The following is a 23882-nucleotide window of genomic DNA, read 5'->3' as shown; positions in this document are numbered from 1 at the left end:
CTACACCGGTGAGCCGTTGGTGCTCTCGGCGTCCACCACGATCAGCTCGCCGACGCGCTCGCGCAGGGCCGCGCGGTCCTCTTCGGGCAGCCCCGAGTCGGTGACGAGGACGTCGGCCGCCTCGATGCCGGCGATGGTGCTGATGCCCAGCACGCCGAACTTCGTGTGGTCGGCGAGCACCACGAACCGCCGGGACGCCTCGACGAACGCGCGGTCGGTCTCCGCCTCGACCAGGTTCGGCGTGGTGAAGCCGCTGCGCAGGTCCATCCCGTGCACGCCGAGGAACATCAGGTCGAGGTTCACCGAGCGGATCGCCGCCACCGCGAACGGTCCGACGAGCGCCTCCGAGGGTGTGCGGATGCCTCCGGTGAGCACCACGGTCTGATCGGGCCTCGGCTGGCCGGAGAACAGGTCCGCCACCTGCACCGAGTTGGTCACCACGGTGATGTCGGGGACGTCGCGCAGCAGCCGCGCGAACGTCCACGTCGTCGTGCCGCCCGAGAGTCCGAGCGCCATCCCGGGTTCGACGAGCCGCAGCGCCGCGGTGGCGATCGCCTCCTTCTCGGCGTTCTGCCGGTTCGACTTCGCCGCGAAGCCGGGCTCCTCGGTGCTGCGCCCACCGGGCAGCACCGCGCCACCGTGCACCTTGCGCAGCTGCCCTTCCTGCGCGAGGACCTCGAGATCGCGACGGATGGTCATGTCGGAGACGCCGAGGTTGGCTACCAGCGCGCTGACTCGCACGGCACCGCTACGCCGGACTTCCTCGAGGATCCGCGTTCGCCGTTGGCTCGCCAGCATGACGGTGTGGTCCCTCCGCTCGGTTCACCCGACAGGATCCCACAGTCCCGCCCCGGCATCGAGTGTCCGGAGTTGTTGGATCGATCAGCCGTCGAGCGGGATCGACAGCACGGCGCCGTCGAACTCTCCGGGCTCGTCGAGGCCGACCGTCGCCGATGTCACGACGAGCCGCTCCCCCACCACGCACACGCTCGTCGGCTGCCGCGCGGGCACGTCGACGACCCGGTCGAGCGAGCCCCCTGGCGAGTACCGGTGAACCCGGCCCGCGCCCCAGATCGCCGACCACACGAAACCCTCGGCATCCACCGTCATGCCGTCCGGGCTGCCCTGTGCGACGGTGGCGAACTCGCTTCGCTCGCCCAGCGCGCCGGTGCCGGGATCGACGGCGAACCGGTGGATGACCCCGCGTGCGCTGTCGGCGAGGTACATCGTGGTGCCGTCGGCGTCGAACGCCGGGCCGTTGGGCACGGTGAGGCCGCCGAGCACGCGGGTGACCGTCCCATCCGGATCGGCGCGGTACAGCGACCCGGCGCCGGGCGTGTTGTCGTAGGCCATGGACCCGGCCCAGAAGCGGCCGCGCGGATCGGTCACGCCGTCGTTCATCCGCATCGGCGTGGCCGCACCGTCTTCGGGCCGGGAGAGCCACTGCTCGACGCCGGTGTCGCCGAGCACGGCGATTCCGGTTCCCGCCGCGGCGATCCAGCCTCCGCCTTGCCGTGGTGCCACGGCGCCGAGCGGCACGTCCAGCCGGAGCAGCACGCGGGGTTCGCCGTCGGCTGGCAGCTCCAGCAGCCGTCCGGTGAGGATGTCGACCATGAGCATCCGGTCGCCGACCTGGCGCAGCCCCTCGCCGAGGCCGAAGCGTTCCCCCGGCCACGCCGTCCAGTTTCCGCTCATCGCAGCGCCGCTCCTTCCCCGAGTGCCACGAGATCCAGCTCCGCCCGCGTGGGCAGGCCCTCCCAGTCACCGGCCGTGGCGACCGCGAACGCGCCCGTCCGGTTGCCCCTGGTCAGCCGCCCGGGCACGTCGAGGCCATCGAGCAGCGCGGACAGGTATCCGGCGGTGAAGGCGTCGCCCGCGCCGACCGAGTCGACCACCGGCACGCGGTGGCCCGGCGCGCGCTGCTCGCCGGCGGCCGTGGTCACCGCGGCACCGTCGGCGCCCAGTTTGGTCACCACCTCGCGCACACCTGCCGCCAGCAGTGCGTGCACGCCGCCCACGAGCTCCAGTTCGTCGGCCGACCCGATCACCACGTCGGCCCGCCGCGCGATCGGGGTGAGCGCCGGTGCCGCATCCGCCGCGGACCACAGGCGGGCGCGGTGGTTGACGTCGAACGACACGGTCGCTGCCAGCTCGCGGGCGCGCGCGACAGCCCGCTCGACGGCGTCGCGGGGCCCGTCGCCGAGCGCGGGGGTGATGCCGGTGAGGTGCACCAGGCGAACGTCACCGCCGAGCGCGACGTCCGCCGCGCTGAGCCGCGAACCCGCCGACCCGGCGCGGTGGTACTGCACCCGTGTGACGTCCGGCAGCCGCTGCTCGAACAGGACCAGTCCGGTCGGCGCCTCGTCGTCTCGTTCCACTGTGGACACGTCGACGCCCTCGGCGCGCAGCGTCCGCAGCACCAGCGCCCCCGGTTCGTCGGCCCCCACTCGGCCGAGCCAGCGCACCGGGTGCCCGAGCCGGGACAGCCCGATCGCGACGTTGGATTCCGCACCGGCGATCGACGAGCGGAACGACGTGCCGAGCCGCACCATTCCCTCGGCCCGCAGCGACATCATCGTCTCGCCGAGGGTCACCACCTCAGCCACGAGCGGCCGCCACGAACCGGGCGGCGCGCTCGCGCAGCGCGTCGAGGTCACCGCCGTGCGGGGCGTCACCGCCGAGCGGACTGCCGACGCCGACCGCGAGCGCGCCCGCGTTCAGGTACTCGCGCACGTCGGCGAGGCCGACCCCGCCCACGGGCACCAGGCCGAGCCCGGGGAACGGGTCGCCGAGCGCCTTGACGTAGCCGGGGCCGAGGCTGCCCGCGGGGAACAGCTTCACCGCCGCGGCACCGGCCCGGTGCGCGGCGAGCACCTCGGTGGGTGTCATCGCACCTGCCAGCACCGGCATTCCCAGCTCCAGCGCCGCGTCGACGCCCTCGCCGAGCGCTGGGGTCACGGCGAAGGTCGCGCCCGCGTCCCGGGTCTTCGTGGCGTCCTCGGCGGTGAGCACCGTACCCGCCCCGATGTGGGCTCCTCCGCCGAGTTTCGAGCAGATCCTGGTGAGCACGCCGACGGCGTCGGCGGAGGTGAGCGACACCTCCAGCAGCCGGACGCCGGACTCCACCAGCACCTCGGCCGTGCGCTCGCACGCCGCCGGGTCGCTGCCGCGGACGATCGCCATCAGCCGGTGGCGGGCCAGGAGTTCGCTGAAGTCCATGGGTCTCTCCTCTCGCGTCACCATTCGGCGAACGATCCGTCGTCGTGCCGCCACACCGGCGGCCTCCACCGGTGCCCGCGCGCGTCGGCGGCGCGGACGGCGTCCTCGTCGATGTCCACGCCGAGGCCGGGCGCCTCCCAGCGGCGGATGACGCCCTCGGGGAAGCCGAACGGCGCACGGTCGAGCACGTAGTCGAGCAGCTCGGCGTCGGTGTTGTAGTGGATGCCGATGCTCTGTTCCTGGATCAGGAAGTTCGGCGTCGCGAACGCCACCTGCAGGCTCGCGGCGAGCGCGATCGGCCCGAGTGGACAGTGGGGTGCGAGGAGCGCGTCGAAGGTCTCGGCGAGCGACGCGATCCGGCGCACCTCCGAGATGCCGCCCGCGTGCGAGAGGTCCGGCTGCGCGACGGCGATCCCGGCCTGCAGCGTCGGCAGGAAGTCGGTGCGCGAGTACAGCCGCTCGCCGCACGCGATGGGCACGTTGGAGGCGGCCACGACGTCACCGAGCCGGTGCGTGTACTCCGGCAGCACCGGCTCCTCCACGAACAACGGGTGCAGCGGCGCGAGCTCGGGGATCACCCTGCGCGCGGCGGCGACGCCGAAGCGGCCGTGGAAGTCCACGGCCACGTCGCGGGAGTCGCCGAGGACCTCGCGCACGGCCGCCAGCCGCGCCACCACACCGTCGACCTCGTTCCGGTTGGGCATGCGGCCGACGCGGCCGGAGGCGTTCATCTTCACGGCGGTCAGCCCGGTCTCGACCTGCCGGGCCGCGGCCTCGGCGACCGCCGAGGGCTCGTCGCCGCCGATCCAGCCGTAGACGCGCACCTGGTCGCGCACGGCGCCGCCGAGCAGCTGGTGCACCGGCACGCTGAGCACCTTGCCGAGGATGTCCCACAGCGCCTGGTCCAGCCCGGCGACCGCGCTGGAAAGGACCGGCCCGCCCCGGTAGAAGGCGGCCTTGGTCATCAGCTGCCACAGGTCTTCGACGCGCCGGGGGTCCTGTCCAACGAGGAGGTCGGCCAGCTCGTCGACGGCGGCGCGGACGGTCTCGGCCCTGCCCTCCACCACGGGCTCGCCCCACCCGACGATGCCCTCGTCGGTCGCCACGCGGCAGAACAGCCACCTCGGCGGCACCAGGAACGTCTCTACGGAGGTGATCTTCACTCGCTGACTGTCTCTTTCTCTTCGGCGTCGCCGCTGTCGCCGAGAACGCCCGCGGCGTCCTGGGCTGCCTTTTCCAGCAACGAGGTCATCGCCGCCGCCGCGGCGGCGGGGTCCTGCCCGCGCACCGCTTCAACCACGACGGCGTGACTCGGCACGGGGTCGTCGGCGCTGCTCTCGTGCACCAGCGCGTCACGCAGGCGCAGCGCGGGTTCGATGAACACGTCCATCCTGGCGAGCATCTCGTTGTGGGTCGCGCGCAGCATCGCGCGGTGCCACCGCAGGTCGGCCGCCACCTCCGCCGCGGCGCCCACCGCGCTCCGCATCTCCTCGATCGCGGCGTCCAGCTCGGCGAGGTCGTGCTCGTCGCGCCGCAGCGCCGCCATCGACGCGACGGCCGGTTCCACCACGGCACGCACCTCGGCCAGGTCACGCAGCACGGCGGCGGTGTCGCCGGCCTCGCTGCGCCAGCGGATCACGTCGCTGTCGAGCAGGTTCCAGTGCTCGCGGTCGCGCACGTAGGTGCCGCGCTTCTGCCTCGCCTCCACGAGTCCCTTGGCGGCGAGTACCTTCATCGCCTCCCGCAGCGCGGTCATGCTCACGTCCAGGTCGCGGCCGAGCGCGGCGAGGTCGATCACGTCTCCCCTGCCGAGCTCGCCCGACACGATGCGCGCGCCGAGCGCGGCGACCACCTGCCCGTGCACCCCTCGGCCGCTGTAGCCGCTCATGTGGCGCTCCTCCCCATCTGCTCTACCCCCGTCACGACGAGGTCTTGTACACGCTCCAGCCGCCGTCCACGGTCAGCGCGGCGCCGGTGATGAACGAGGCGTCGTCACTGGCCAGAAAGGCGATGGCGGCCGCGACCTCGGCCGGTTTCCCCAACCTTTTCACGGCGGTCTGCTCGGCGGACAGGCGCCGGTCGGCCTCACCGATGCCGTCCCACGCCGCCGTGAGCACCGGCCCCGGCAGCACCGAGTTGACCCGCAGCACCGTGCCGTACTCCACGGCGAGCTGGCGGGCGAGCCCGGTGAGGCCCGCCTTGCTCGCGGCGTAGGCCGGCCGTCCGGGCAGGCCCGCGAGCGCGTGCACCGACGACGTGAGCACCACGGACCCGCCGCGGTTGCGGGACAGGTCGGGAAGGCACGCGGTGAAGCCCAGGAACGTGCCCGTGAGGTTCACCGACAGCTGCCGTTCCCACGACGCGACGCTCGTCTCGTGCGCGGGGGACACGTCGACGGTGTAGGCATTGCTCACCAGGACGTCCACCTGGCCGAGTTCCGCGTGGCACCGGTCGAGGGCGTGTGCCCACGCCGACCCGGAGGTGACGTCGCCGGGAACGCCGATCGCGGTGCCGCCCGACTCGGTGATCCGCGCGATGGTGGCCTCGGGGTCGGTGAGGTCCAGCACCGCGACGGCGGCGCCGTCGGCGGCGAGCCGTTCCGCGGTGGCGGCGCCGATCCCCTGCGCGCCACCGGTTATCACGGCGACCTTGCCGCTCAGGTCGGGCATGTGCGCACCTCCACGTCGATCGTCAGCGTCGTCTCCTCGCCCGAGCGCAGCGTGGTGAGCGGGCCCAGCACCTCGCACTCGACGATGCGGGCGGGCGGGTCCAGGTCGCCCAGCTCCGCGAGCGGCTCGGGCAGCGGGTGTTCCAGCCACACCTCCACGCGGGAGCCCTGGTCTGGGTACTCGGCGGCCTCGTCGACGGTGAACCTCTGCGTGAGGGTGGTGCCGTCGGCGGTGTGGGCAAGCCAGCCGGTCGCGGCGGGGAAGCCGAGCTTGCCCACCACGTCCTGGTGCGGCACGAACGTCGCGTCGCCGCGCCGCTCCCACTCCGGGTAGCCGGTGCCGGCGAGCAACCGTGTCACGCGCTCGGGGCCGCCGACGTATGTGCCGCCCTCGCCGTCGGCGGCGAGCTGCGTGACGTTCCACAGTGCCCAGCGCACGTCTCGCTCGGAGGTGTTGCGGGCCGAGAGGGTGAGCCGGTAGGTGTTCTCGCCGTGGCGCAGCTCGAAGCGGCGCCGCAGGCGCAGACCGGTTCTCGGCTCGTCGCCGCTGGTGAGCGTCGCTACCGCGGTGCCGTCGTTCTCCTCGGTGGTGACGGTGTAGGGGCCGGAGTCGAGCACCGGGTCGGGCGGGCCGGCCCACTGGTCGGCGCGGTCCCAGCCCTGCGGCGCCGGCCAGGTCTTGTCGCCACCGTAGTTGACCCAGTCGCCGAGGCCGCCCGACACCGGCCGGTGCACGTGCCCGTCCCGGAAGCGCAGCCCGTCGGTGAGCAGCTCGGCGTTTCTCCACAACAGTTCCCGTCCGTCCTCACCGGACAGTGACAGCAGCCGGCCGCCGAGCGCGGGCACGATGCCGAGGCGCAGCGCTCCGTTGGAGACCCACACCACGCCGGGGGTGCCGTCCTGCCACTCGATCACCGGCCCGGTCCCTCCGAGGGGAGCAACACGACCTTGCCCTTGCTGGCCCCGGCGGCGAGCCGGTATGCCTCGTCGGCCTGCGCGAGCGGGAACCGGTCGCTGACGACGTGCTCCGGACGCAGGCCCCAGCGGGCGAGGTTCACGGCCAGCTCGGCCATCGCGGGCAGCGAGGTCACCCACGACGCGTGGAGCGTCAGCTGCTTGTGCAGCAGGGCATCCGACACCTCGGTCTCCAGGGTGCCGCCCTCGCCGACGAGCGACACGCGGCCCCATTCGACGGCGCCGGCGATGGCCGTGGACCGGCCGGCGCGCGAGCCGGAGCAGTCGATGGCGGTCAGCGCGCCCGCCGCGCCGAGCGCGTCGGCGACGAGCCGGGCGGTGGCCTCGGCGTCCGGCTCGGGGGCGAGCGTCGCGTCGAACACCCCGAGCCCGCCGGCCCACTCCCGGCGCTGCGGGGACACCTCGACGCCGACGACGCGCCGGGCTCCCATGCCCTTGCCGATCATGCCCGCGGCCAATCCCACGGGGCCGAGCCCCACGACGAGCAGATCGCCGTCGCCGTTGACGCCGATGCGGCGCAGGCCCTCGTAGGCGGTGCCGAAGCCGCACGCGATCAGCGCGCCATCCACATAGGACAGCTCATCGGGCAGCGGCACGCAGGTGGACTCCTCGGCGAGCAGGTAGTGCGCGTGCCCGCCGTCGCGCTGCCAGCCGTAGGACTCGCGCTCGGGTGAGCCGCAGCTGATGAAGTAGCCGCGGCGGCAGTTGTCACAGAGCCCGCACCCGGCGATGTGGTAGACGATCACGCGGTCGCCCGAGCCGAAGCGGCGGCAGCCGGGGCCGGTGGCGACGATCCGGCCAGCTGGCTCGTGCCCGGCCACCACGCCGCGGTAGGCGGGGCCGTCCACGCCGCGGTGTCCCTTGTGCTCGTGGTAGATGTAGCCGATGTCGGAGCCGCAGATGCCCGACGCGCCGACCTCGATCAGCACCTGTCCCGGCCCCGGCTCCGGCACGGCCAGCTCACGCAGGACCGCGGTGGAGTCGCCGGGCAGGTACACGCCGGTCATCACGTCGGCGGTCACCGGCGTCCCCTCGCTCGTCATGCTCATCAGGTCTCCCTCGTCGCGCGGGCCCGCTTGGTGATGATCACGTTCACGAGCACGGCGGCCACGATGATCACACCGCGCACCACGTTCTGCAGGAACGAGTTCACCCCGAGCAGCACGAGCCCGTTGCCGATCACGGTGATGAAGCCGACGCCGAGCAGCGTGCCCAGCATCGTGCCGCGCCCGCCCGCGAGCGCGGTGCCGCCGATCACCACGGCGGCGATCACGTCGAACTCGAGGCCGGACGCCGCCCCGCCGTTGCCGGAGCCGAGCCGCGCGGCGAGCAGCACACCGGTGATGGCCGAGAGCAGGCCGGTGGTGGCGAACAGCAGCACCCGCACCCGGGAGAGGTTGATGCCGGCCATGCGCGCGGCCGGGGCGTTGCCGCCGACCGCGTAGACGGAGCGGCCGTAGCCGGTGTAGCGGGCGACGTAGGCGAAGACGAAGAACAGCACCACCATGACGATCGCGGGCGTGGGGATGCCAAGGATCGAGCCGCCGAGGACGTCCATGAGGCCGCTCTCGGGCAGCACCACGGGAAGCGCGTCGGTGAGGTAGAGGCCGAGGCCGCCGAGCGCGCTCCAGATGCCGAGCGTGGCGATGAACGACGGCACGTCGAAGCGGGCTCGCAGCCAGCCGGCGAGCCCGCCCCACGCGGCGCCCGCGGCGAGGGTGAGCAGGACGGCCAGTGGGATGCCGAGGCCCCATTCGGCGGCGCCCTTGGCGACGAGCACCGAGGAGAACGCGACGGCCGGGCCGATGCTGATGTCGATCTCGCCCGCGATGATCACGAGGGTGACGCCCCATGCGGCGATGCCGACGGTGGCGGCGTCGCGCAGCATGCCGAGCTGGTTGTCGAGGCTCAGAAAGCCCGCCGCCGTGCTGCCGAGGACGATGTAGAGCACGACGATCGCGGCGATCAGGCCGATCTCGTTGAGCGAACGGCCCGCGAAGGGCCCGCCCACGCGGCCGCGGCGCTGCTGCGGCGTGGTCTGGGTAGCTGTCATGGTCGTTCCTTGTGTCGGGGGTCAGGCCGCCATCGCGGCGGAGAGCACGGAATCGGTGGTCAGCTCGCGCCCGGTCAGCTCCGCGGCGACCCGTCCGTCCCGCAGGGTCAGCACCCGGTCGCACACGAGGGGCAGCTCCTCCAGCTCGCCGGAGACGAACACGATCGCGGCGCCGGCCTCGGCGAGTTCCCGCACGAGGCGGTAGATCTCGGCCTTGGCGTGGACGTCGACGCCCCGCGTCGGCTCGTCGAGCAGCAGGATGCGGCTGCCGGCGTGGAGCCAGCGGCCGATCACGGCCTTCTGCTGGTTGCCGCCGCTGAGGTTCACGATGGGGGTGCGCGCCGACGCGGTGGCGATCGACAGCCGTCCGATGAGCCGCTCGGCGGCCCTGCGCACCAGGCCGGGCCGCACGGTGGGCCCGGAGCTGACGGCGGCGAACTTGGACAGCACGAGGTTCTCGTCCACGCCGAGCAGGGGGACGACGCCCTCGTCCTTGCGGTCCTCAGGGGTCATCCCGACGCCGAGACGTTTCATCACCGCGGCGGTGGGGTGGGCGATCGTGGTGCCCTCGACGCTGATCGTGCCGCTTCGCGCGGGATCGAACCCGGCGAGCGCGCGCAGCACCTCGGTGCGCCCGGAGCCCATGAGCCCGCCGATGCCGAGCACCTCGCCGGCGTAGAGGTCGAACGACACGTCGAGCACCTTCGGCGGCACTGCCAGGCCGCGCACCGACAGCAGAGGCGTGCCGTCGCGGTCGACGTCGCGCTCGGGCGGGCGCTCGGCGGCCTTCGCGGTGTCGCCGAGCATGAGCGAGACGATGGTGGCGGTGTCGGCGTCGCCGACGTCGACCGTGTCGACGATCCGCCCGTCGCGCATGACGGTGGCGCTGTGGGCGATGCGGCGGATCTCCTCGAGCCGGTGGCTGACGTAGAGCACGGCCACCCCGGCGGAGGCGATGCGGGTGACGGTCTCCAGCACCACGTCCACCTCGGCGGCCGCCAGGGCGCTCGTGGGCTCGTCGAGGATGAGCAGCCGCGGCTGTTCCCGCACGGCGCGGCAGATCTCCACCAGCTGCCTGCTCGCGAGTGACAGCGAGCCGACGGGCGCGGCGGGATCGATGTCGAGGCCGAGCCGGGCGAAGACCTCGGCGGCGCCCGATCGCATCGCGGCGTAGTCGACGGCGCCGCCCTTGCGCGGCCAGCGGCCGAGGTAGAGGTTCTCGGCGACGCTGAGTTCGGACACCAGGCTCAGCTCCTGGTGCACCGTGTTGATGCCCAGGTCGGCGGCGCGGCGCACCCCGCCGTCACCGAGGTTCTCCCCCGCCACGGCGACCGTTCCGGTGTCGGGACGCTCCACTCCGGACAGAACGCGGATGAGCGTGGACTTCCCGGCGCCGTTGCGGCCGAGCAGCGCGCGGATCTCCCCGGCGCGGATGGAAAGGTGGGCGTCGGTGAGCGCTCGCACGCCCGGGTAGTGCTTGGTGACGCCGTCGACCACGATCACGGTCGAGCCGCTGGCGACATCGGCAGCCACTGCATCTCCTTCACTGGTTCGGTTCCGGTCCTCCACCTGCGCGGGGTCGGTCACGGCACACCGTCCGGGTGCGCACGCAGCCAGGCGGAGCCGTCCTCGGGGGTGGCGTAGAGGTCGATCGGAGCGGGGACCACGGTGTAGTCGGCGAGCTCGCCCGTTCGGACCTGGTCGGCCGAGCGGGCCGCGAGCTTCCCGACGGCGATGCCGGAGATGTCGACGACGCCCTTGAGCACGTCCTCGGCGGCGAGCGCCTGTGCGGCCTCGGTGGACATGTCACTGCCGAACACGACGGTCTGGCCGACCTTGCCGCGGGCCTGCACGGCGCGGACGGCGCCCATGGTCGCGCCGCCCGCCTCGCCGTAGAAGGCGTCCAGGTCAGGGTTGGCGGTGAGGATGCGCTCGGCGACGTCCACGGCCTCGTCGATCGTCGCGCCCTCCTGGTTGGCGACGATCTTCGCGCCGGGCAGCTTGGCGTGCAGGGCCTGCTCGAAGCCGTGCCGCCGCTCGATGCAGACCTCCACGAACTCGCAGTTGACCACGGCGATCTTCGGCTGGCGGTTGCCGACCGAGAGGAAGTACTCGGCCGCCCGCTCCCCCAGCAGGCTGCCGAAGCGCACCGGGTCGCCGAGCACGTACGCGGAAACGTACTGCCGGGCGCTCTCCTCGGCGATGCACGTGTTGTAACAGATCACCGGGATACCGCTCTCGTGCGCGAGCTCGATGGCGGGCACCGAGGCCGTCGCCGAGGCCGGCGAGAGGATCAGCGCGTCGACCTTCGCGGCGCTGACCTGGTCGATGAAGGTGCTCTCCTTGGAGGCGTCGCCCTGCGCGTTCAGTTGGAGCAGCTGCGGCGAGCGGCCGAGCGCCTCCGCCTCCTGCTGCATGCCGACACGAACCCCGGCGTAGAAGCCCTGCGCGTCCATGTAGACGACGCCGAACCGGCCGTTCTCGCCGACCTTGCCGCCGCAGGCGGCCACCATGCCGAGCAGCACGACCGCCACCAGCGCCAGGCCGGCCCGGCCACGACGCGCCGTTGCGCCCATCTGGTTCTCCTCGATCCTCGCGGTTCGGCCGTCCCAGAGCGGGGGCCGTGCCGACAGTCTTGCTCGCGAAGGACCGCGAAGTCAACATTAATTAATAATTAATCTCGTGGCGGCGTGAGCTGCTCGGCCCCGAGGAGCGCGCCGAGTTCGGCGCCGGGTCCTCAGCCGCTGGAGGCAGCGGCGGCGTTCTGCGCCGAGACGGCCTTGTGCAGCGCCGTCACCACCGGCTCCACCGGCGCGCCGAGCTGACCGAGTCTGGCTTTGTGCCGCTTGCGGTCCTTTCCGGAGAGCACGAGCCTCAGCTGCCCCGCCGAGGCGAGCGCGGCGAGCACGCCGATCTCCGGGCTCACACGCGACGCGGGCTGGCTGCCGCGCACCGCCCTGCCCACCTGCTCGCTCAGGCGCTTCGCGACCAACGGCTGGCGCAGGGTCAGTCGCACGGTGGGGAACAGGCCGAGGACGCGGTGCGGCTCCGCCTTCAGCACGTGAGCCCGCACCAGTTCCTCGCGGGCGAGCTCCACCGTCCGCGCGCGGTCCTTGGCGACCCAGCGCCGCCACGTGCGCGGCGGGTCCTGCTCGATCTGGTCCCACACATACCGCAGCACCGAGTCCTCGGGACCCGGCGGGGCGCTCACCGGATGCGCCTTGCCGCCATCATCGCTCAAGTGCCCCCGCAACATCAGCTCCGCGAGCGCTGCCGCCCGCATGAGGTGACCCAGCTGTCCCGTGCCGGTGAGCCGCTGCTTTCGCCGGTCGAACGCGAGCAGCAACGCCTTGGCAGGCAGGGTCGACCGCACCTCAGTCATCATCACCGTCTCCCTCCGTTGTGGACTTTCGCGGCCGCCCCGGCGACCTGATCTTGCCGACCCCGCTTGGCAGCCTTCCGGCGTCCGCGAGCGCCTTGCGCAGGAGGAACTCGATCTGCGCGTTCGTGCTCCGCAACTCGTCGCCCGCCCAGCGCGCGAGCGCGTCGTGTACCACGGGATCGAGCCGCAGCAGGAGCTTCTTGCGTTCCGCCACGGTGGCTACTGGTAGAGCGTCCCGGAGTTGACGACCGGCTGGGCGTCCCGGTCGCCCACGAGCACGACGAGCAGGTTGCTCACCATGGCCGCCTTGCGTTCCTCGTCCAGCTCGACCACCTCGTGCGCCGCGAGCTTCTCCAGCGCCATCTCCACCATTCCGACGGCGCCCTCCACGATCCGCTGCCGCGCCGCCACGACCGCGCCCGCCTGCTGGCGGCGCAGCATGGCCTGCGCGATCTCCGGCGCGTATGCCAGGTGCGTGATGCGCGACTCGATCACCTGCACACCCGCCGACGCCACGCGTGCGCCGATCTCCTCCGACAGCTTCTCCGTGATCTCCTCGGCGTTGTCGCGCAGCGAAAAGCCCTGCCCGTCGTGGATGTCGTACGGGTAGGCGTTGGCGATGTGCCGCACGGCGGTCTCGGTCTGGATCGCGACGAACTCGACGAAGTCGTCCACTTCGAACAATGCCTGCGCGGTGTCCTTGACCTGCCACACCACCACCGCGGCGATCTCGATCGGGTTGCCGTCGGCGTCGTTGACCTTGGCGACATCGGTCTCGTGGTTGCGGATCCTCGTCGACACGCGACGCCGCACGGTGATGGGGTTGACCCACTGCAGCCCGTCCACCCGCACGGTGCCGGTGTAGCGGCCGAGCAGCTGCACCACCCTCGCCTCGCCGGGCGCGACCGGCGTGAGCCCGCCGAGCAGCACCGCGCCCGCCACGGCCAGCACCGCCCCGAGCACCACCAGCAGCACGATCCCCTGCACGGCGCCCACGACGACGAGCGCGCCGCCGCCCAGCACGAGCAGCGTGCCCACCCCCAGCATCGCGAAGCCGGGCAACGCCCGCGCCTGCCGCTCCCGCGTCCTCGGCGCCGGCATCTCCACGGCCGTCTCGGTGATCGTCATCGCAGCTACCCCTTTCCCCTGTGGACCCCCGTCCGGGCGCCCCGTCCCGCACTATCATAGTGATATCACATTTCTCACCTGCGCGGGAGGGCCACAATGAGGGCCTGCACGCCGGATCTCACGTTCCGGCCCGCCGCGGCGTCTACGGGAGGTGAGAGTGAGACCTTTCGAGCGGATCGTCGACGAGTACGGGCCGGTGGTGCTGCGGGTGTGCCGGGCGGTGCTCGGTCCGGCCGAAGCCGAGGACGCGTGGTCGGAGACGTTCCTCGCCGCCCTGCGCGCCTATCCCGACCTGCCCGAGGGCGCCAACGTCGAGGCCTGGCTCGTCACGATCGCCCACCGCAAAGCCCTCGACGTCACCCGCGCCCGGTCGCGGCGGGCCGTGCCGGTCGGCGAGGTACCGGACCGGCCGAGCGCCTTCGGCCTGCCGCAGGACTGGGACGGCGACCTGTGGGCCGCGCTGGCCCGGCTACCCGACCGGCAGCGGATGGCCGTCGCCTATCACTACCTGGCGGGCCTGCCCTACCGCGACATCGCCGAGATCACCGGCGGCACCACCGACGCCGCGCGCAGGGCCGCGGCCGACGGCATCCGGACCCTGCGCGCCACCTACCGCCCCACCTCGAGTGTGGAAGGAGCGAGACCATGACCACCGGACACGACAGCGCCCTGGACTTCTTCGGCGCGCTCGCCCGTACCGACGACGCGGCACTCGGCCGCCTGCGTGAGCGGCTCGCCGCCGCAGCGGAGCGTGACGGCCTGCTCGACATCGCCTACCGCACCATCGACTCCCCCGTCGGCACCCTGCTACTCGCCGCGACCGACGCCGGCCTGTTGCGTGTCGCCTACGACCGCGAGGACCACGACGCCGTGCTGGCGAAGCTGGCCGACGTCGTCAGCCCCCGCGTCCTGCGCGCGGCCCCCCGGCTCGATCCCGTGGCGCGCCAGTTGGAGGAGTACTTCAGCCGCACCCGCCGGACGTTCGACGTACCGCTGGACTTCCGCCTGGCCAAGGGGTTCCGCCGCGCCGTGCTCACCCACCTTCCCGACATCGGCTACGGCCACACCGCCAGCTACGCGCAGATCGCCGCCGCCGCGGGCAGCCCAAGGGCGGTCAGGGCAGTGGGCACCGCGTGCGCCACCAACCCCCTGCCCGTGGTGGTGCCCTGCCACCGCGTGGTGCGTTCGGACGGTTCGTCCGGCGGTTACGTCGGCGGCGAGCAGGCCAAACTGACCCTGCTGAACCTGGAGGCCGCGGCATGAACACCCGATCCACTGTGGACCGTTTCGCGAAGCGCGTCGCCGCCGCCGACTGGGCCGCGGTGGCCGAGGAGGTCGACGAGTACGGCTGCGCGCTGCTGCCCCGGCTGCTCACGCCCGCCGAATGCGCCGGGATCGTGGCGCTGTGGGACGAGCCGGAGCGGTTCCGCGCGACCGTGAACCTGCGCAGGCATCGCTTCGGCGACCACGGCGACTACCGCTACTTCGCCGAGCCGTTCCCCGATCCGGTGCGCAGGCTGCGCGAGGAGCTCTACCCACGGCTGCTGCCCATCGCGAGGGCATGGGCCGCGCGGCTCGGCAGGGACGCCGAGTGGCCGGACTCGCTCGCCGCGTGGCTCGGGATGTGCCACGCGGCGGGGCAGACCCGGCCGACGCCGATCCTCCTGCGCTACGAGCAGGGCGGCTGGAACGCGCTGCACCGCGACCTCTACGGCGACAAGGTGTTCCCGCTGCAAGTCGTGGTGAACCTCAACGACCCGGGCACCGACCACACGGGCGGCGAGTTCCTGCTCGTCGAGCAGCGCCCCCGGGCGCAGTCGCGCGGCACGGCGACGTTGATCCCCCAGGGGCACGGCCTGGTCTTCACCACCAGGGACCGCCCGGTGCGCTCGGCCCGCGGCTGGTCCGCCTCCCCGGTGCGGCACGGGGTGTCCGCGGTCCGCTCGGGCCGCAGGCACACCCTTGGCCTCGTCTTCCACGACGCGACCTGAACCATGCCCACCTACACGCTGATCGGCACCGACGGGGTGCCGTACGAGAGCGAGGCGCCGGGTCGGCTCGGCGGCCACCGGGCGAGCCGGATCTACGGCCGCCTCAACTGCCCCTCCGCGCTGCGCGCGATCGGCGGTGGCGGCTACGCGGCGCAGCGGGTGTTCTTCGCCGACGAGGTCACCGCCATCAGCGCGGGCTACCGGCCGTGCGCGGTGTGCCTGCCACAGGGCTACCGGACGTGGCGCGACTCCGCTGACGCCACACGGGAGTAAGGTGATCTCCGGTGTGCCGGGAAGTCTGGTCGGCGTGAGTGAGCGACCGGCCCCGGGATGGAGCACAGCCATGGACACCACCCCCTCGACCACACTGGCAAGGCTTCGCCGTGCCGTGTTCGCCCGGCACGCCAATCCGTGGAGCGCCTGGACGCGCTGGGCGACTGCCCCGTTGGTGCTCGTGCCCGTATGGACGCGGAACTGGCGGCACGCGGCGCTCGTGGGCTCCTGGATGGCGCTCAACCCGGTGGTCTTCCCGCCACCGGCCGACGAGCGCGCCTGGGCGACTCGCGCGATCCTCGGTGAGGAGCTGTGGCTCGTCGACCGCCCACGGGACGTGGCGCTGGGGGTCAACGCCGGGGCCGCGATCGCCGGGACCGTCGCGGTGGTCGCCGCCCGCGGGCGTCGGCTCGCACCCGCGGCCACGGCCACGGCGGCACAGCTGGCTCTGCTGCTCGTGTACTGGGAACTGATGGCCCGCTACCTGGACCGGCAGCGGCGCACCTCCCAGCCCGGACAGCGGGCCTGACGTGACCTCGATCTACCGGACACCGGCAGGCCGGGAGGCCGTCGCCGCGTGGTGCCACGAGCGGTTCGACCGGTGGGCGGTCGCCCACGAACGCGAGACGACCGTCGCGCACGGAACCCCCACGCACGTGGTCGCCGCCGGCCGGGGTGAGTACACCGTGCTGCTCGTGCCGGGCACCAACTTCGGCGCGGCCGCCTACCTCCCACTGGCCACCGCGCTGGCCGCACACTGCCGCGTGGTCGTGGCCGACCTGCCCGGCCAGCCCGGCCTCAGCAGCGGCGAGCGGATTCCACGCGCCGGCAGGCTGGACTGGTACGGACGCTGGCTGACCGCGCTGATCGAAAAGACCGCACGCGGCCCGGTGACCGTCCTGGGCCACTCGCTCGGCGCCGCGATCGCGCTCGCCGCCGACTCACCGCTGGTCCGGAACCAGGTGCTGGTGTCGCCAGGCGGGCTCACCCGGCTGCGGATCACCCCCGCCATCCTCGCGGCTTCCACGAACTGGGTGCTCCGGCGCACGCCCACCGCCAGCGCGCGCCTGCTCCGGCTGATGCACGGGCCCGCGCATGCGCCACGTCCTGAGCTCGTGGAGTGGATGACACTCGTGGCCCGCCACGTCCGCTCCACCGCCGACCCGGGAGAGGCCGCGGTCGCCGGTCGCGAGGTGCCGCGCGCCGTGGTGGTGGGCGAGTCCGACGTGTTCCTGCCCAGCCGGAAGCTCGCTCCCGCCGTGCGCAGGACGCTGGGCGTGGAGCTCCAGGTCCTCCCCTCGGCCGGCCACCTCGTCGTCGAGGAAAACCCGGAGCACCTCGCCGAACTCGTCACCGGCGCTCAGGAATCGGGAACGTAGCGGGCGTTGCGGTCGACCGTGAGGTAGACGTCGCCCGCGACGGGGCGGCGCAGCTCCTCAGCCAGGTGCCCGAGCAGGCCGGCGGTGCGGGCGAGCAGCGCGACACCACGCAGCAGCTCGACCGGAAAGCCCAGATCCGCCAGCGCCGCGCCGCAGACCCCGGCGCCGTTGAGCGGCAGCGGTTTGCCGAGCACGTCCGGAGCCGCCCTGCCGATCGCCTCGAACAGGGCGAGATGCGGGCCGTGGGTGCCCTCCTCGCGCGCGACGCGCACGAGCACCGGCGTGCGCGGATCCTGCCGCTTGTGCACCGGGTGACCGAGCCCCGGCACGAGCCGCTTCTCCGCCTTCCGCTCGGCCAGCGCCGTACGGGCGAGGGCGTCGAACTCCGCCGCCGTCGCCGGTGGCCGCTCTGCGGAGGCGAGTACCTCGGCCAGGAACCGGCCGGTGTCCTCGGTGACGCCGAGGAACCGCGAGCCGCCGCCGAGCAGGCCGGCCGCGAGCGCGCCCTGGATCGACTCCGGCGCCGAGTACAGGGTCAGCCGGGCGGCGATGGCCGTGGGCGTGAACCCGTGGTCGGCGAGCGCCACGAGCACGGTCTCGAACACCCGCACCTCGCCCGCACCCGGCCGTCGCCCGCTCGCCAGCCAGAAGGCCAGCTCACCGAAGCCGGTCTTGCCCATCAGGTCACCGGCGAGGTCGTGGCCGAGCAGGCTGATCGTGTCGGCGTCGGACGTGCCGATCGACGTGGGATAGCCGCGTTCGGCGGTCATCGGGACTCCTCATCGGTGAGCCACGCACGGATCTCGGCGCCGTGCTCGTCCAGGGCGGGTGGGGGCAGCACGTGCCTGCTCGCGCTGGCGCTGAGCCCGATCGGGCTGCGGATCACCGGAACCGCGCGCTCGCCCTCGCCGACCTCGACGACGGGGTCGAGGCCCAGCTCGCGGGCCAGCGCCACGCCGCCGTCGACGTGGTTGATCGGTCCACACGGGACACCCGCGGCGGAGAGCTCCTTGAACCATTCGTCGGCGCCGCGTTCACGCAGCTTCGCCACGAGCAGCGGCCGCAGCGCCTCCCGGTTGGCCGTGCGGGACTCGTTGGTGGCGAACCGTTCGTCCCCGGGCAGCTCCGGCAGCCCGAGCACCCCGCAGAGCCTGCGGAACTGGCCGTTGTTGCCGGCGATCACGATCAGCTCGCGGTCGGCGCACGGCAGCGGCTCGTACGGGAACAGGCTCGGGTGCGCGTTGCCCATGCGGTGTGGCACGACCCCGCCCGCGACGTACGCCGACGTGTGGTTCACGAGCCCGGACAGCGCCGAGGACAGCAGGTTCACCTCCACGTGCTGTCCTGCGCCCGTAGCGTGGCGGTGGTTGAGCGCGGCCAGGATGCCGATGGCCGCGTGCATGCCGGTCATCACGTCGAACACCGAGATCCCGGCGCGGTACGGCGGTCCGTCCGGGTCACCGGTGAGGCTCATCAGTCCCGACGCCGCCTGCACCAGCAGGTCGTAGCCGGGCAGCGCCGCGCCGCCCGCGGTCCCGAAGCCGCTGATGGAGGCGTAGACGACGCGGGGGTTGTCCCGGCTGACCGTCTCGTAGTCGAGCCCGAATCGGCGTAGGCCGTCCGGCTTGAAGTTCTCGATCAGCACGTCGGCGCGGGCGGCGAGCCTGCGCGCGAGCTCACGGTCGCCGTCGTCGGCCAGGTCCAGTGCGATCGAGCGCTTGTTGCGGTTGATGCCCAGGTAGTAGGTCGAGACGCCCTCGCGGTCCGGCGGCACCCACGTGCGCGTGTCGTCGCCCGAGGGGGCCTCGACCTTGATCACCTCGGCGCCGAGGTCACCCAGCAGCATCGTCGCGTAGGGCCCGGCGAGTATCCGGGAGAAATCGGCGACCAGCAGCCCGTCCAGGGCTCCTGGCACGTAAGTGTCCGCCATGCGGACCAGTGTTCGTTAGGACTTCAACTCCTGTCAAACCTTGCCCCGCGGGCACCACGCGGACAAGAATGTCCGCACCACGGACCATCGTCCGCAGCAGCCGTCACCGTCGCCGGATCGAGGAGAGCGATGGCTTTCGTCAACGAGGACAACATCACCGACCTCGCACAGCAGCGCTGGAACACCGCCGGCTCGCCCCGGCTCGCCGAGCTGATGACCGCGCTCGTGCGGCACCTGCACGACTTCGCCAGGGAGGTCCGGCTCACCGAGTCCGAATGGGCGGCCGCCATCGAATGGCTCACCGCCACCGGAAAGCTCAGCGACGACAAACGGCAGGAGTTCATCCTCGCCTCCGACGTGCTCGGGCTGAGCATGCTCGTCGTCCAGCTCAACAACCGCTTCTCCGAAAAGGCCACACCCGCGACCGTGCTGGGCCCCTTCCACATCGAGGACTCCCCGCCCGCCGAGTTCGGCGACGACATGGCCGACGGCCTGCCCGGCACGCCGCTGTTCATCACCGGCACGGTCACCGGCACCGACGGCAACCCGGTGCCAGGCGCGGTGCTCGACGTCTGGCAGGCCGACGCCGAGGGCTACTACGAGGCCCAGCTCGCCGACGTCGACGAGGCGAGGCTCCGCGCGAAGTACCGCGCCCGCGCCGACGGCACGTACTGCGTGCGCACCATCGCCCCGCGCGGCTACTCGATCCCCATGGACGGGCCCGTCGGCGACCTCATCCGCAGGACGGGCATCAGCCACTTCCGGCCCGCCCACGTCCATTTCCTGCTCGACGAGCCCGGCTACGCCACGCTCATCACGCACCTGTTCCAGGAAGGCGCCGAGTACCTGGACACCGACGTCGTGTTCGGCACCAAGGACGCGCTCGTCGTCCCGTTCACCGAGCACGAGGCAGGCCCCTCGCCCGACGGCGGCACCATCGACCGGCCCTACCTCCACGCCCGGTTCGACTTCGTACTCGAGCGCCTGCCATGAACCTCGCCCTGCTCCTGCTGCGGATCCTGCTGGCCGGGCTGCTGTTCGGGCACAGCACGCAGAAGCTCCTCGGCTGGTTCGGCGGCGCCGGGCAGCAGGGCACCGCCGTCATCTTCGAGCAGTGGGGGTTCGTGCCGGGACGACGGCTCGTGGTCCTCGCCGGGCTCACCGAGCTCTTCGGCGCGGGCTCGATCGCCACCGGGCTACTCACGCCCGGCGGCTGCGCGCTGGTGATCGGCACGATGACCGTCGCCGCCGTCGCCACCGCGCCCAACGGATTCTGGGCGGTGAAGGGCGGCTGCGAGGTGCCCTTCTGCTACGGCGCGCTCGCCGCCGTGCTCGCCTTCAGCGGCCCCGGCACCTGGTCGCTCGACCACGCGCTCGGACTCGACTCGCTCTCCGGCCACTGGTGGGGCGTCGCCGCGGTGGCGGCGGGCGTGGCCGCCGCGGCCGTACCGCTCGCACTGCGGGCCCGCGTCCTGCGGACCCGAGGTCCACTCACACCGAGGTGAACGACATGACCAGCACCCCACCACCACCCGGCGAGCTGTCCTCCGGCCGTCCGATCCTCTTCCGCAACGCGACCGTGCTGACCATGGACCCCGCACTCGGCGTCCTCGACGGCGGCGACGTGCTGGTCAGGGGTCAACGCATCGAGCAGGTCGGACCCGGCCTTGCCGCCCCGGACGACGCCGTGGTGGTCGACTCCACCGGAGGCATCCTGCTGCCCGGCATGATCGACACCCACCGGCACATGTGGCAGACCGCCCTGCGCGGCTTCGGCGCCGACTGGACGCTCACCCAGTACTTCGTCTTCTACTACCTCAACTGGGGCAGGATCTTCCGGCCCGAGGACATCTACGCGGGCAACCTCACCTCCGCCATCGAATCGCTCGACGCCGGCGTCACCACCACCGTCGACTGGTCACACGGCCTGCAGACCCCCGAGCACGGCGACGCCGCGGTGGAGGCGCTGCGCGCCGTGCCCGGCCGGTTCGTCCTCGCCTACGGCAACCTGCTGGGCGCACCGTGGGAATGGGCGAACTCGCCCGAGTTCCGCGCGTTCGTCCACCGCCACTTCAGCTCCCCCGGCGACCTGCTGCGCCTGCAGCTCGCCTTCGACGTCACGGGCGAGGCCACGTTCCCCGAGAAAGGCGCGTTCGAGGCGGCCCGCGAGCTGAACGTGCCCGTCACCACCCACGCCGGGGTGTGGGGCGCCACGGGCGACGACAGCATCCGGCTCATGTGGGACCACGGCTTCATGACGCCCGACGTCACCTACGTCCACGCGTGCAGCCTCAGCGAGGACTCCTACCAGCGCATCGCCGCCACCGGCGGCTCGGTGTCACTCGCCACCGAGAGCGAGCAGAGCGCGGGACAGGGGTACCCGCCGAGCTGGCGGCTGCGCCGGTACGGCATCCCCGTGTCGCTCTCGATGGACACGAGCGTGTGGTGGAGCGCCGACCTCTTCTCCGCCATGCGCGCGACCCTGTCGGCCGACCGCTCCCGCGAACACCTCGAAGCACAGGCACAGCAGGAAACCGTGGTGCACAACAGCCTGCGCGCCGAGCACGTCGTCGAGTGGGCGACGATGGGCGGCGCGAGGGCGCTCGGCCTCGACGCCGAGCTCGGCTCACTCACGCCCGGCAAGAAGGCCGACCTCGTGCTGGTCAAGAACGACCGCTCCCCCGCCATGTTCCCGATCGTCAACCCCTACGGCCACGTCGTGTTCCAGGCCGGCCGCGGCGACGTGCACACCGTGCTCGTCGACGGCAGGGCGGTGAAGTACCACCACGAGCTGATCGGCTGCGACCTCGCGAAGGCCCGCAGCGCCGTCACCGCGACCGTGGAGTACGCGCGCGGGCGCATCGGCGACGACTGGCAGGGCTGCATGTCACCGGAGATCCCGGAGACCGAGGCGATCGCCAACCCCTACACCTACACCGACTACCAGGGCGCGGGCGTCGCGGTGCGCCGGGGCGATCCGCCGCAGGCCGGTTAGAGTCACAGGCGCACCACGTTCTCCGCGGGAAGGGACAGCACATGCGCCGGGACGCCGGCCCGGACTTCATCGAGGCACTCGCCCGCGGCCTCGACGTGCTCAGGGGATTCCAGCCGGGCAGGCCGCACATGACCCTGAGCGAGGTCGCCACCAACGCGGGCCTCGCGAGGCCGACGGCCCGGCGGATCCTGATCACGCTGCAGGAGCTCGGCTACGTCCACAGTGGCCCGGCCGGGTTCTCGCTCACCCCCCGCGTGCTGGAGCTCGGCATGGCCTACATCGGCTCCCGCAACGTGTGGGAGCTGGCCGAGCCGCACCTGCGCTCGCTCGTGAACCGCACCGGCGAGTCCTGCTCGATCGCGCAGCTCGACGGCTCCGACATCGTGTACGTCGCGCGGGTGGCGGTGCCGAAACTCGTGACGCTCGCCGTCACCATCGGCACCCGCTTCCCCGCCGTGCAGACCTCGCTGGGCAAGGTGCTGCTCGCCGCGCTCGACCCGGCCGAACTGGACGAGCTGCTCGCGACGCCGAGCCGCTCCGGCATCGAGCCACGGTGGAAGCCCGACCGGTCCGAGCTGGACGCCGTGCTGCGCGACACGCGGGCCAAGGGCTGGGCGGTGACCGACCAGGACCTCGCCCTCGGCATCCGCTCGGTCGCCGCGCCCGTCCGCGACGGCAGCGGGCACACCGTCGCGGCGGTCAACGTCAACGCACACGCCGCCGAGACCTCCGTCGAGCACCTCGTCGACCACCACCTGCCGATCCTGCTGAGCACCGCGAGCGCGATCAGCGCCGACTGGGCGGCCTTCGCCGACCGTCCGATCGCGACGGTCAACCGTCCGGCGAGCTGACCGAAGCCTCGGCCTCACGCCAGCAGGGCGACCGTCACGAACATCACCGGCATGCTCACCAGCGTGGTGAGCAGCACGGCATCCCGCCCGAGCGTCACGCCCTGGTCGAACCGGACGGCGTAGCCGAAGACGTTCTGCGCCGCGGGCAGCGCCGCGCACACCACCACGGCGAGCAGCGCCTCCCCCTCGAGCCCGAGCACCAGGCCCAGCCCGGCGGCCAGCAGCGGATGCACCACGTTCTTGATCAGCACCACCGACAGCAGCAGCGGCATCGTCTCGTTGCGGCGCAACGGCCACGCGGCCGAGCGGAGCGAGATGCCGAACGCGAGCAGCATCCCCGGCACCGCCAGATCGGCCAGCAGCTCGACCGGCGCCATGACGGAGTCGGGCGGAACCAGGCCCGTCGCGGACACCACGAGCCCGGCCGCCGTGGCGACGGCGAGCGGGTTGCGCAGCGGCGCGGTCACCGTGCGCAGGACCGGCGGACGGGTGCCGTCCGCGCGCTCGGACAGCACGTCGAGCACAGTCGTGAACAGCGGCGTCAGCACGGCGAGCTGGAACAGCAGCACGGGCGCCACCTCGGCGGCGTCGCCGAACACGTAGGTGGCGATCGGCAGGCCGAGATTGCCCGCATTGACGTACCCGCTGGCCATGGAGCCGACGGTGATCTCACCGGGCGGCCTGCGCCGCAACAGCCCCACCGGCACGAACAGGGCGCACGCGAGGGTGCTCGTCACCGCCGTGACCACGAGGTCCTCGGAGAAGACGGCCCCGACGTCGGCGTGGGCCAGCGTGGTGAACAACAGCGCGGGGCTCGCCACGAAGAAGGCGGTACGGGAGAGCACCTGTGTGGCGTGCGGGCCGAGCAGACCGGCGCGGCCCACGAAGTAGCCGACCAGCACGACGACCCCGATGACCAGGAAACCCTGGGCCACCCCGTTCACTGTGCAGTCACGTCACCCAACCGTAGGGCTGTGACGGAGATCAACCGGGATCGGGTGCCCGGCGACGTAGCCGACGCCCGGTCCTTCACACCGC

28 protein-coding genes are annotated in these 23882 nt (G+C 72.6%); 10 read left to right on the top strand and 18 right to left on the bottom strand.

All coding sequences use genetic code 11. The annotated features are described in order from the left end of the window. The 15 genes from FCN18_RS07035 to FCN18_RS06965 all read right to left on the bottom strand — a co-directional run bounded on the left by FCN18_RS07035 (window position 1) and on the right by FCN18_RS06965 (window position 13425). A complete protein-coding gene (locus tag FCN18_RS07035; protein WP_112270346.1) occupies window positions 1-798 on the bottom strand; it encodes a DeoR/GlpR family DNA-binding transcription regulator in 798 nt (265 codons plus the stop codon). Between the two features lie 84 nt (window positions 799-882). Next, window positions 883-1695, bottom strand: coding sequence for an SMP-30/gluconolactonase/LRE family protein (locus FCN18_RS07030; RefSeq protein WP_137093916.1), 813 nt, complete (start codon window positions 1693-1695; stop codon window positions 883-885). Beyond that, window positions 1692-2606, bottom strand: coding sequence for a sugar kinase (locus tag FCN18_RS07025; protein ID WP_137093914.1), 915 nt, complete (start codon window positions 2604-2606; stop codon window positions 1692-1694). The genes FCN18_RS07030 and FCN18_RS07025 overlap by 4 nt, the downstream gene beginning before the upstream one ends. Then, window positions 2599-3219 carry a bifunctional 4-hydroxy-2-oxoglutarate aldolase/2-dehydro-3-deoxy-phosphogluconate aldolase gene (locus FCN18_RS07020; RefSeq protein ID WP_113641955.1) on the bottom strand — a complete coding sequence of 207 codons (621 nt, stop codon included), beginning with the start codon at window positions 3217-3219 and terminating at the stop codon, window positions 2599-2601. The genes FCN18_RS07025 and FCN18_RS07020 overlap by 8 nt, the downstream gene beginning before the upstream one ends. A gap of 17 nt (window positions 3220-3236) precedes the next feature. After that, window positions 3237-4382 (bottom strand): galactonate dehydratase, encoded by a 1146-nt coding sequence (gene dgoD, locus FCN18_RS07015; protein WP_137093912.1) that lies wholly within the window; start codon window positions 4380-4382, stop codon window positions 3237-3239. Beyond that, the gene (locus FCN18_RS07010; protein ID WP_112270337.1) at window positions 4379-5107 is read right to left on the bottom strand and encodes a FadR/GntR family transcriptional regulator; all 729 of its coding nucleotides are present in this window, start codon (window positions 5105-5107) and stop codon (window positions 4379-4381) included. The genes dgoD and FCN18_RS07010 overlap by 4 nt, the downstream gene beginning before the upstream one ends. Before the next feature lie 31 nt (window positions 5108-5138). Beyond that, entirely contained in the window at window positions 5139-5888 is a 750-nt protein-coding gene (locus FCN18_RS07005; protein ID WP_137093910.1) for an SDR family NAD(P)-dependent oxidoreductase, read from the bottom strand. After that, on the bottom strand, window positions 5876-6802 hold the full coding sequence (locus tag FCN18_RS07000; protein ID WP_158303066.1) for a DUF4380 domain-containing protein: 927 nt from the start codon (window positions 6800-6802) through the stop codon (window positions 5876-5878). Before FCN18_RS07000 ends, FCN18_RS07005 begins: the two co-directional genes overlap by 13 nt. Beyond that, complete coding sequence (locus FCN18_RS06995) at window positions 6799-7911, bottom strand: zinc-dependent alcohol dehydrogenase family protein (RefSeq protein ID WP_137093906.1); 1113 nt, start codon at window positions 7909-7911, stop codon at window positions 6799-6801. The genes FCN18_RS07000 and FCN18_RS06995 overlap by 4 nt, the downstream gene beginning before the upstream one ends. Beyond that, complete coding sequence (locus FCN18_RS06990; RefSeq protein WP_112270329.1) at window positions 7911-8915, bottom strand: ABC transporter permease; 1005 nt, start codon at window positions 8913-8915, stop codon at window positions 7911-7913. The genes FCN18_RS06995 and FCN18_RS06990 overlap by 1 nt, the downstream gene beginning before the upstream one ends. 21 nt (window positions 8916-8936) lie before the next feature. Next, on the bottom strand, window positions 8937-10448 hold the full coding sequence (locus FCN18_RS06985; protein WP_112270327.1) for a sugar ABC transporter ATP-binding protein: 1512 nt from the start codon (window positions 10446-10448) through the stop codon (window positions 8937-8939). Between the two features lie 50 nt (window positions 10449-10498). After that, window positions 10499-11491, bottom strand: coding sequence for a substrate-binding domain-containing protein (locus FCN18_RS06980; protein WP_112270325.1), 993 nt, complete (start codon window positions 11489-11491; stop codon window positions 10499-10501). A gap of 161 nt (window positions 11492-11652) precedes the next feature. Then, window positions 11653-12300 (bottom strand): GOLPH3/VPS74 family protein, encoded by a 648-nt coding sequence (locus tag FCN18_RS06975; RefSeq protein WP_228713704.1) that lies wholly within the window; start codon window positions 12298-12300, stop codon window positions 11653-11655. Continuing rightward, window positions 12290-12511 carry a hypothetical protein gene (locus tag FCN18_RS06970; protein ID WP_112270321.1) on the bottom strand — a complete coding sequence of 74 codons (222 nt, stop codon included), beginning with the start codon at window positions 12509-12511 and terminating at the stop codon, window positions 12290-12292. The genes FCN18_RS06975 and FCN18_RS06970 overlap by 11 nt, the downstream gene beginning before the upstream one ends. Before the next feature lie 5 nt (window positions 12512-12516). Next, window positions 12517-13425 (bottom strand): SPFH domain-containing protein, encoded by a 909-nt coding sequence (locus FCN18_RS06965; protein WP_112270319.1) that lies wholly within the window; start codon window positions 13423-13425, stop codon window positions 12517-12519. Window positions 13426-13576: 151 nt separating this feature from the next. On the opposite strand from FCN18_RS06965, the gene FCN18_RS06960 reads away from it, so the two are divergent. The 6 genes from FCN18_RS06960 (at window position 13577) to FCN18_RS06935 (ending at window position 17068) form a co-directional block, all read left to right on the top strand. Next, window positions 13577-14074, top strand: a complete 498-nt coding sequence (locus FCN18_RS06960; RefSeq protein WP_112270317.1) for an RNA polymerase sigma factor — start codon at window positions 13577-13579, stop codon at window positions 14072-14074. Beyond that, a complete protein-coding gene (locus FCN18_RS06955; protein ID WP_137093904.1) occupies window positions 14071-14688 on the top strand; it encodes a methylated-DNA--[protein]-cysteine S-methyltransferase in 618 nt (205 codons plus the stop codon). The genes FCN18_RS06960 and FCN18_RS06955 overlap by 4 nt, the downstream gene beginning before the upstream one ends. After that, entirely contained in the window at window positions 14685-15416 is a 732-nt protein-coding gene (locus FCN18_RS06950) for a 2OG-Fe(II) oxygenase (protein ID WP_228713703.1), read from the top strand. Before FCN18_RS06955 ends, FCN18_RS06950 begins: the two co-directional genes overlap by 4 nt. 3 nt (window positions 15417-15419) lie before the next feature. Continuing rightward, window positions 15420-15689 carry an Ada metal-binding domain-containing protein gene (locus FCN18_RS06945; RefSeq protein ID WP_137093902.1) on the top strand — a complete coding sequence of 90 codons (270 nt, stop codon included), beginning with the start codon at window positions 15420-15422 and terminating at the stop codon, window positions 15687-15689. Between the two features lie 70 nt (window positions 15690-15759). After that, entirely contained in the window at window positions 15760-16218 is a 459-nt protein-coding gene (locus FCN18_RS06940) for a DUF6653 family protein (protein ID WP_137093900.1), read from the top strand. A gap of 1 nt (window position 16219) precedes the next feature. Then, window positions 16220-17068, top strand: a complete 849-nt coding sequence (locus FCN18_RS06935) for an alpha/beta fold hydrolase (RefSeq protein WP_137093898.1) — start codon at window positions 16220-16222, stop codon at window positions 17066-17068. Here FCN18_RS06935 and FCN18_RS06930 read toward each other — a convergent pair. Together FCN18_RS06930 and FCN18_RS06925 are read right to left on the bottom strand one after the other, a co-directional pair. Next, window positions 17050-17838, bottom strand: a complete 789-nt coding sequence (locus FCN18_RS06930) for a citryl-CoA lyase (RefSeq protein WP_113641947.1) — start codon at window positions 17836-17838, stop codon at window positions 17050-17052. The genes FCN18_RS06935 and FCN18_RS06930 overlap by 19 nt on opposite strands. After that, entirely contained in the window at window positions 17835-18998 is a 1164-nt protein-coding gene (locus tag FCN18_RS06925; protein ID WP_112270304.1) for a CaiB/BaiF CoA transferase family protein, read from the bottom strand. Before FCN18_RS06925 ends, FCN18_RS06930 begins: the two co-directional genes overlap by 4 nt. Before the next feature lie 129 nt (window positions 18999-19127). On the opposite strand from FCN18_RS06925, the gene FCN18_RS06920 reads away from it, so the two are divergent. Genes FCN18_RS06920 through FCN18_RS06905 form a run of 4 tightly spaced genes read left to right on the top strand, consistent with a single transcriptional unit; the run spans window position 19128 to window position 22844 of the window. Then, window positions 19128-19991, top strand: coding sequence for a dioxygenase family protein (locus tag FCN18_RS06920; RefSeq protein ID WP_112270302.1), 864 nt, complete (start codon window positions 19128-19130; stop codon window positions 19989-19991). Further along, window positions 19988-20503 (top strand): DoxX family protein, encoded by a 516-nt coding sequence (locus FCN18_RS06915; RefSeq protein WP_112270300.1) that lies wholly within the window; start codon window positions 19988-19990, stop codon window positions 20501-20503. The genes FCN18_RS06920 and FCN18_RS06915 overlap by 4 nt, the downstream gene beginning before the upstream one ends. A 5-nt stretch (window positions 20504-20508) precedes the next feature. Further along, window positions 20509-21993, top strand: coding sequence for an amidohydrolase family protein (locus tag FCN18_RS06910; protein WP_112270298.1), 1485 nt, complete (start codon window positions 20509-20511; stop codon window positions 21991-21993). Window positions 21994-22034: 41 nt separating this feature from the next. Further along, window positions 22035-22844, top strand: a complete 810-nt coding sequence (locus FCN18_RS06905) for an IclR family transcriptional regulator domain-containing protein (RefSeq protein ID WP_112270296.1) — start codon at window positions 22035-22037, stop codon at window positions 22842-22844. A 14-nt stretch (window positions 22845-22858) separates the two neighbouring features. Here the strand turns inward: FCN18_RS06905 and FCN18_RS06900 are convergent, their stop codons facing one another. After that, on the bottom strand, window positions 22859-23788 hold the full coding sequence (locus FCN18_RS06900) for an AEC family transporter (RefSeq protein ID WP_137093895.1): 930 nt from the start codon (window positions 23786-23788) through the stop codon (window positions 22859-22861). Window positions 23789-23882: the final 94 nt, after the last annotated feature.

The sequence above is a fragment of the Prauserella endophytica genome, from assembly GCF_005146945.1.
GTDB classification, from domain to species: Bacteria; Actinomycetota; Actinomycetes; order Mycobacteriales; family Pseudonocardiaceae; genus Prauserella_A; species Prauserella_A endophytica.
Note: the sequence above shows the minus strand (reverse complement) of the source record. Positions and strands in the feature narration are given on the sequence as shown.

Excerpts from the sequence above, each read along its gene's own strand:
- FCN18_RS07035 (WP_112270346.1), bottom strand. The coding sequence starts at position 798 with ATGCTGGCGAGCCAACGGCGAACGCGGATCCTCGAGGAAGTCCGGCGT.
- FCN18_RS07030 (WP_137093916.1), bottom strand. The coding sequence starts at position 1,695 with ATGAGCGGAAACTGGACGGCGTGGCCGGGGGAACGCTTCGGCCTCGGC.
- FCN18_RS07020 (WP_113641955.1), bottom strand. The coding sequence starts at position 3,219 with ATGGACTTCAGCGAACTCCTGGCCCGCCACCGGCTGATGGCGATCGTC.
- FCN18_RS07010 (WP_112270337.1), bottom strand. The coding sequence starts at position 5,107 with ATGAGCGGCTACAGCGGCCGAGGGGTGCACGGGCAGGTGGTCGCCGCG.
- FCN18_RS07005 (WP_137093910.1), bottom strand. The coding sequence starts at position 5,888 with ATGCCCGACCTGAGCGGCAAGGTCGCCGTGATAACCGGTGGCGCGCAG.
- FCN18_RS06995 (WP_137093906.1), bottom strand. The coding sequence starts at position 7,911 with ATGAGCATGACGAGCGAGGGGACGCCGGTGACCGCCGACGTGATGACC.
- FCN18_RS06990 (WP_112270329.1), bottom strand. The coding sequence starts at position 8,915 with ATGACAGCTACCCAGACCACGCCGCAGCAGCGCCGCGGCCGCGTGGGC.
- FCN18_RS06980 (WP_112270325.1), bottom strand. The coding sequence starts at position 11,491 with ATGGGCGCAACGGCGCGTCGTGGCCGGGCCGGCCTGGCGCTGGTGGCG.
- FCN18_RS06975 (WP_228713704.1), bottom strand. The coding sequence starts at position 12,300 with ATGATGACTGAGGTGCGGTCGACCCTGCCTGCCAAGGCGTTGCTGCTC.
- FCN18_RS06965 (WP_112270319.1), bottom strand. The coding sequence starts at position 13,425 with ATGACGATCACCGAGACGGCCGTGGAGATGCCGGCGCCGAGGACGCGG.
- FCN18_RS06955 (WP_137093904.1), top strand. The coding sequence starts at position 14,071 with ATGACCACCGGACACGACAGCGCCCTGGACTTCTTCGGCGCGCTCGCC.
- FCN18_RS06950 (WP_228713703.1), top strand. The coding sequence starts at position 14,685 with ATGAACACCCGATCCACTGTGGACCGTTTCGCGAAGCGCGTCGCCGCC.
- FCN18_RS06945 (WP_137093902.1), top strand. The coding sequence starts at position 15,420 with ATGCCCACCTACACGCTGATCGGCACCGACGGGGTGCCGTACGAGAGC.
- FCN18_RS06940 (WP_137093900.1), top strand. The coding sequence starts at position 15,760 with ATGGACACCACCCCCTCGACCACACTGGCAAGGCTTCGCCGTGCCGTG.
- FCN18_RS06930 (WP_113641947.1), bottom strand. The coding sequence starts at position 17,838 with ATGACCGCCGAACGCGGCTATCCCACGTCGATCGGCACGTCCGACGCC.
- FCN18_RS06925 (WP_112270304.1), bottom strand. The coding sequence starts at position 18,998 with ATGGCGGACACTTACGTGCCAGGAGCCCTGGACGGGCTGCTGGTCGCC.
- FCN18_RS06920 (WP_112270302.1), top strand. The coding sequence starts at position 19,128 with ATGGCTTTCGTCAACGAGGACAACATCACCGACCTCGCACAGCAGCGC.
- FCN18_RS06915 (WP_112270300.1), top strand. The coding sequence starts at position 19,988 with ATGAACCTCGCCCTGCTCCTGCTGCGGATCCTGCTGGCCGGGCTGCTG.
- FCN18_RS06910 (WP_112270298.1), top strand. The coding sequence starts at position 20,509 with ATGACCAGCACCCCACCACCACCCGGCGAGCTGTCCTCCGGCCGTCCG.
- FCN18_RS06905 (WP_112270296.1), top strand. The coding sequence starts at position 22,035 with ATGCGCCGGGACGCCGGCCCGGACTTCATCGAGGCACTCGCCCGCGGC.